This is a genomic window from Streptomyces plumbidurans, assembly GCF_019857225.1.
Lineage (GTDB): Bacteria > Actinomycetota > Actinomycetes > Streptomycetales > Streptomycetaceae > Streptomyces > Streptomyces plumbidurans.
On record NZ_JAFJSY010000053.1, the window covers coordinates 1 to 5,059 of the forward strand.

The following is a 5,059-nucleotide window of genomic DNA, read 5'->3' on the forward strand; positions in this document are numbered from 1 at the left end:
CCACGTCCTTGAGGCAGTGGGGGAGTGCGTGCCGGGGCCCGCGCCGCCGAGCCGATCCGGAAGCGAGGCCCCAGCGCATCCCCCCGTCACAGCACGAGGGCCACCCCGCACGCGGCCATGGCCACCGTGCACACGATCGCGGCCGTGGCGTGCCGGGGGGCCAGCACCGGCGGGACGGCGGCCAAGGCCAGGGTGCGGATGCGGCGGTGGGCCACGAGCAGGAAGCCCAGCCAGAGGGAGCAGCACAGGGCGCAGGCGACGATGCCGGCGGCGGAGGCGCCGCCGTGCAGTGCGGTCTTCGCGGCGAGCACGGCGGCCACGGTGCTCGCCAGCGTGGTGCGCCGCCAGGCCAGCCGGGTGCGCTCCGGCTGCAGTCCGGGATCGCGCTCCGGGCCCGCGGCGGAGCTCATCCCTCCCACCCGACGAGCACGACGACCACCATCGCCACCGCCACCACGGCCACGACGACGCTCAGCAGCGCCGGGAACCGGGAGACCGGCAGGTCCTCTCCGCGGCGCATGGCCCGTTCGCAGCGCATCCAGTGGTTGACCGCGCGCAGGGAGCACAGGGCGCCCGCGCCGAGCAGCGCGAGCGCGAGCCCGACCCGCCAGGCCCAGCGCAGGTCCGGCAGGAACTGGTCCACCGCGAATCCGCCGCCGATCAAAGCGAGCGCGGTGCGTACCCAGGCCAGAAAGGTGCGCTCGTTCGCCAGCGAGAAGCGGTAGTCGGGCGTGCTGCCCTCCTCGCGTACGTCCTCCGGCGCGAACCAGAGGCGGACGTTGCGTACGAATGCGATCACGCCAGCGACCTTATCCGGCCGACCGGAAGGCCTTCAGGCGGTGGTACGCCGCCAGCCCGTCCGGCACCCACTCCCACTCGGCGAGCCGCCGCTCCACCTCCGCCTGGGGCAGGAAGTCGTGCCAGGCCACCTCCTCGACCTGCGGGCTGACCGGCAGCTCGCAGCGGACCTCGTACACCGCCGACCACCAGCTGAGGCCCGCTCCGTCCTCGTAGAGGAACTTGAAGAGGAACCGCGGCTTCGGCAGACCGGAGACGCCGAGCTCCTCCTCGGCCTCGCGCAGCGCCGCCTCGTCGTAGGACTCGCCCGCGCCGACCACACCGCCGACGAACATGTCGTAGAGGGAGGGGAAGACCAGCTTGACGGGGGTGCGGCGGTGGACGAAGAGGCGGCCCTGCGCGTCCGTGGCCTCGATGAAGACGCAGCGGTGCCGCAGGCCCTCGGCGTAGGCCTCGCCGCGCGGGGCCTGCCGGACGACCTGGTCGTTCTCGTCGACGATGTCGAGGATCTCGTCTGCGGGGCTCGTCATACGGCCATCCAAGCAGGACGGCGTCAGTTCGGCTGCAGGTCCCGTACCCGCTGGGGCTTGACGGCGCCGCTCGGCATGCACGGGTGCAGACCGAGCAGGACGATGCCGCCGACGATCGCCGCGAGGCCCGCCGCCTCCCAGGCGAGGGCGCCGGTGTCGGTGCGCAGCCGGTCGCCGAGGAAGCCCACCCCGCACAGGATGCCGGCGAGCGGCTGGGCAGCGGTGAGGGCGGGCAGCGACATGCGCAGGGGAGCGGTCTCGAAGGCACTCTGCACGAGGATCAGGCCGGTGACGCCGATGACGGCGACGCCGTACGGCTGCCAGGTGGTCACCAGCTCGGTCAGGCCGCCCTCGGAGAAGCGCTGGCCGCTGACCCGGGTCAGGGCGTCCTGGACGCCGTAGAGGAGGCCCGCGGCGAGGGCGAGGAGGACCGGGGCGGCGCTCAGGCGCGAGCGCTTCGCGTACGTCGTCAGCAGCAGGGCGAGGCCGGTCATGGCGCCGATGATCAGCCAGTGCCGGAAGGGGTCGCTGATCGCGCTGCCGCCGCGCGGCTGTCCCGCGACGATGAAGGCGGTGACGCCGCCCGCGAGCAGCGCGAGTCCCGTCCAGCCCTGGCGGCCGAGCGGTTGTCTCGTCTGCCTGCGGGAGAGCGCGAGCGCGAACAGGAGGTTCGTGGCCAGCAGCGGTTCGACCAGGGAGATCTCGCCCAGGGACAACGCGATCGCGCCCAGCACCATGCCGGCCACCATGAAGGCGATGCCGCCCAGCCAGCGCGGCACCTGCATCAGGTCGACCAGCAGGCGCGGCGAGAGGAAGTCGCTCAGTGGTGCCCGCTGGGCCGCGTTCTGCTGGAGCACGAATCCGAAGCCCAGACAGCAGGCCGCGCTCACGGCGAGAATCAGAACCAGAACGGACACGCTGCGTACCTCGATCGTTGGGGACACGGGGTGCGTTTGGGTGACTGTAGCCTCCCGGCGGGCGCCGTGCCCCCGGGAGTGCGGGGATCCGGACGTCGACTCCGTCACGTCGCCGGGCGGTCCCGAAACGCGGGTGCGGCGCCGACGTGGCCGTTCGGTCATGGTGGGGTGCCCTGGCCCCGGGCGCCATGGCGTACGCCACACCAGTGACCGGCCGCACGGCGGTGACCACGGGCCCACTGATCACTAAATGCCCCTCCAGTCACAGGAGTTGAACCGTGTAACACCTGACCATCCCTTGACGTGAACCGTTGGTGACCGGTTTGCTGTGCGTGACCAGTCGACGGCAATTCGATATCGGGCGACGCACCGCGTCGCGTGAGGAAGTTCCCGCGGTGTCTCCACCCCCGCCACCTCTCGGCCGGGGCCGCAAGCGTGCGGCCCAGGCTCTCGACGCGGCTCTGGACGACGCCGAACTCGTCGCGGCCCGCGCCGCGTTGGCCCAGGGCCGGTGGCAGGCCGCCCGATCGCTGCTCGTGCACACGGGGGACGACTGGGACCGCCGCGGCCACCGGTTCACCGTGCTGGCGCTGGAGTCCTACAGCGCCGCCTGGGCCCGCGACTGGCTGCTCGCCGAGCCCGACTCCGCCGACGCCGCCGTGCTGCTCGCACTCGCGCAGGTGCAGCGGGCCCTGGCCCGCAAGGACAAGCCGGACCGCGCCCGCGAGGCCTGCCGGGCGGCCGCCGACCTCGTACCGGCCGACCCCACCCCGTGGCTCGGCTTGCTGATGCTGGAGCGCAGCATGGGCACGGACGAGGAGACCGCGCGCCTCTTCGACCAGATCCGCAGCCGGCACGCCGATCATCACCACGCGCACCATCTGATGGTCGCCCGGCTCGCCGACCGGCAGGCCGAGGCGGGCGCCGACCCGCTGCACGAGGTCTACGACTTCGCCAACTGGGCGGCCGAGCAGGCACCGGCCGACTCCCCGCTCGCCATCCTGCCGGTCGTGGCCCACGCCGAGCGCTACCGCGTGCTGGCCGCCGCCGGGCACGCGTCCCCGGACCCCGTCTCCTCGGGCCACTGGAGCGGCCGCCGGGCTCGGCAGGTGATGAAGGCCGCCTTCGACTGGTGGCTGGAGTGGGAGCACGAGGGCCACCCGCGCCGCCTGGTCGACCTCAACTTCCTCGCCCACGCCAAGGTCTGCGAGGGGCGCGGCGCCGAGGCCGCCGCCCTCTTCCACCGCATCGGCGAGCACGCCACCCCCGCCCCGTGGTCCTACCCGGACCGCGATCCGCACTCCGCCTTCCGTGCCGCGCGCGCCACCGCGCTCGGCACGGCATGAGATTCCCGACTCCGACAGAAGGACGGTCCCCGCGATGACCACGGGCAGTTCCAGCGCGAGCAGAGCCGGCTCCGACGGCATCAGTACGTATCTGGGGCAGGAGCGTGCCCTGCGCGCCGACCGCCTCGGCACGGGGGGCCTGCTGCTCTCCGTGCTCGCCGCCACCGCCCCGCTCATGGTGGTCGCGGGTGTCATGCCCACGACGTTCGCGGTGATGGGGATCGTCGGGCAGCCGCTGCTCTTCGTCGTCCTCGGCGTGGTCCTGATCCTGTTCGGCGTGGGCTACGCCGAGATGAGCCGGCACGTCCACAACGCCGGCGCCTTCTACGCGTACATCTCCCGCGGCCTCGGCGGAACCGCCGGAGCGGGTGCGGCCCTGGTGGCGCTGGTCGCCTACAACGCCCTGCAGGTCGGCATCTACGGCATCTTCGGCTTCGAGGTCTCCGGGCTCTTCGACAAGTACGCCGATATGACGGTCGTGTGGTGGATACCGGCGCTGGTGGCCCTCGCCGTCGTCGGACTGCTGGGCTGGCTGAAGATCGACGTCAACGCCCGCGTGCTGGGCGTGCTGCTGGTCGTCGAGGTGATCCTGGTGGTGATCTTCGACGTCGCGGCCATCGGCGACCCCGCCAAGGAGGGGCTGTCGCTGCACGCCTTCAACCCGGACACGCTCAGCGGCGCCGGCGTGGGCACCGCCCTGTGCTTCTGCATCGCGGCCTTCCTCGGCTTCGAGCAGGCGCCCGTGTACGCGGAGGAGACCAGCCGGCCGCACATTTTGGTGCCGCGCGTGATGTTCTACGCGGTCGGCGGCGTCGCCGTCTTCTTCGCGCTGAGCAGCTGGGCGCTGACCGTGGCCGCGGGGCCCTCCCAGGTCGTCGGCGTGGCGCAGAAGGAGAGCGCCGGGATGCTCTTCTCGCTGACCGAGTCCCGGCTCGGCGGGGCCTTCACCGACGTCCTGCACGTGCTGTTCGTGACCGGCATGTTCGCGGCCATGCTCAGCTTCCACAACGTCGTCGCCCGGTACACCTTCGCGATGGGCCGCGAGGGCCTGCTGCCGCGCACCTTCGGCCGCACCACCGGCTCCAGCGGCGCCCCCGGCACCGGGTCCCTGCTGCAGACGGCGGTGGCGGCGGTCGTCGTGATCATTTTCGCGATCGCCGACGACAAGCCCACCGGGGACCCGACCGCGCCCGTGCTGCACCTGTTCACCTGGTTCGGCAACGTCGGCGCGCTCGGCGTGATCGTGCTGATGGCGGCGGCCTCCGTGTCGGTCATCGTCTTCTTCGCCCGGCGCGGGGCCGCACGCGCCCAGTCCTGGCGTCTGGCCACCTCCGCGCTCGCGGCCGTAGCCCTGCTGGTGATCGCCGGCTACACGGTCAAGGACTTCGACGTCCTGGTCGGCGCGGGCCCCGGCTCCTCCCTGAGCTGGCTGCTGCCCGCCATCATCGGCCTCGCCCTGGTCGTCGGC

At 72.7% G+C, this 5,059-nt stretch carries 6 protein-coding genes; 2 read left to right on the forward strand and 4 right to left on the reverse strand.

Annotation, left to right across the window (positions count from 1 at the left end; all coding sequences use genetic code 11):
* Positions 1-86 precede the first annotated feature (86 nt).
* Genes JYK17_RS28495 through JYK17_RS28510 form a run of 4 tightly spaced genes read right to left on the reverse strand, consistent with a single transcriptional unit; the run spans position 87 to position 2,245 of the window.
* Positions 87-410 carry a DUF202 domain-containing protein gene (locus JYK17_RS28495; RefSeq protein WP_222811488.1) on the reverse strand — a complete coding sequence of 108 codons (324 nt, stop codon included), beginning with the start codon at positions 408-410 and terminating at the stop codon, positions 87-89.
* Positions 407-799 carry a YidH family protein gene (locus JYK17_RS28500; protein ID WP_016434461.1) on the reverse strand — a complete coding sequence of 131 codons (393 nt, stop codon included), beginning with the start codon at positions 797-799 and terminating at the stop codon, positions 407-409. Before JYK17_RS28500 ends, JYK17_RS28495 begins: the two co-directional genes overlap by 4 nt.
* Before the next feature lie 10 nt (positions 800-809).
* Positions 810-1,328 (reverse strand): NUDIX domain-containing protein, encoded by a 519-nt coding sequence (locus tag JYK17_RS28505; RefSeq protein WP_222811489.1) that lies wholly within the window; start codon positions 1,326-1,328, stop codon positions 810-812.
* A gap of 23 nt (positions 1,329-1,351) precedes the next feature.
* A complete protein-coding gene (locus JYK17_RS28510) occupies positions 1,352-2,245 on the reverse strand; it encodes a DMT family transporter (protein ID WP_128803510.1) in 894 nt (297 codons plus the stop codon).
* Positions 2,246-2,640: 395 nt separating this feature from the next.
* On the opposite strand from JYK17_RS28510, the gene JYK17_RS28515 reads away from it, so the two are divergent.
* Together JYK17_RS28515 and JYK17_RS28520 are read left to right on the forward strand one after the other, a co-directional pair.
* The gene (locus JYK17_RS28515; protein ID WP_108011862.1) at positions 2,641-3,591 is read left to right on the forward strand and encodes a hypothetical protein; all 951 of its coding nucleotides are present in this window, start codon (positions 2,641-2,643) and stop codon (positions 3,589-3,591) included.
* Positions 3,592-3,625: 34 nt separating this feature from the next.
* A partial coding sequence (locus JYK17_RS28520; RefSeq protein WP_222811490.1) for an APC family permease occupies positions 3,626-5,059 on the forward strand: 1,434 nt, incomplete at its 3' end.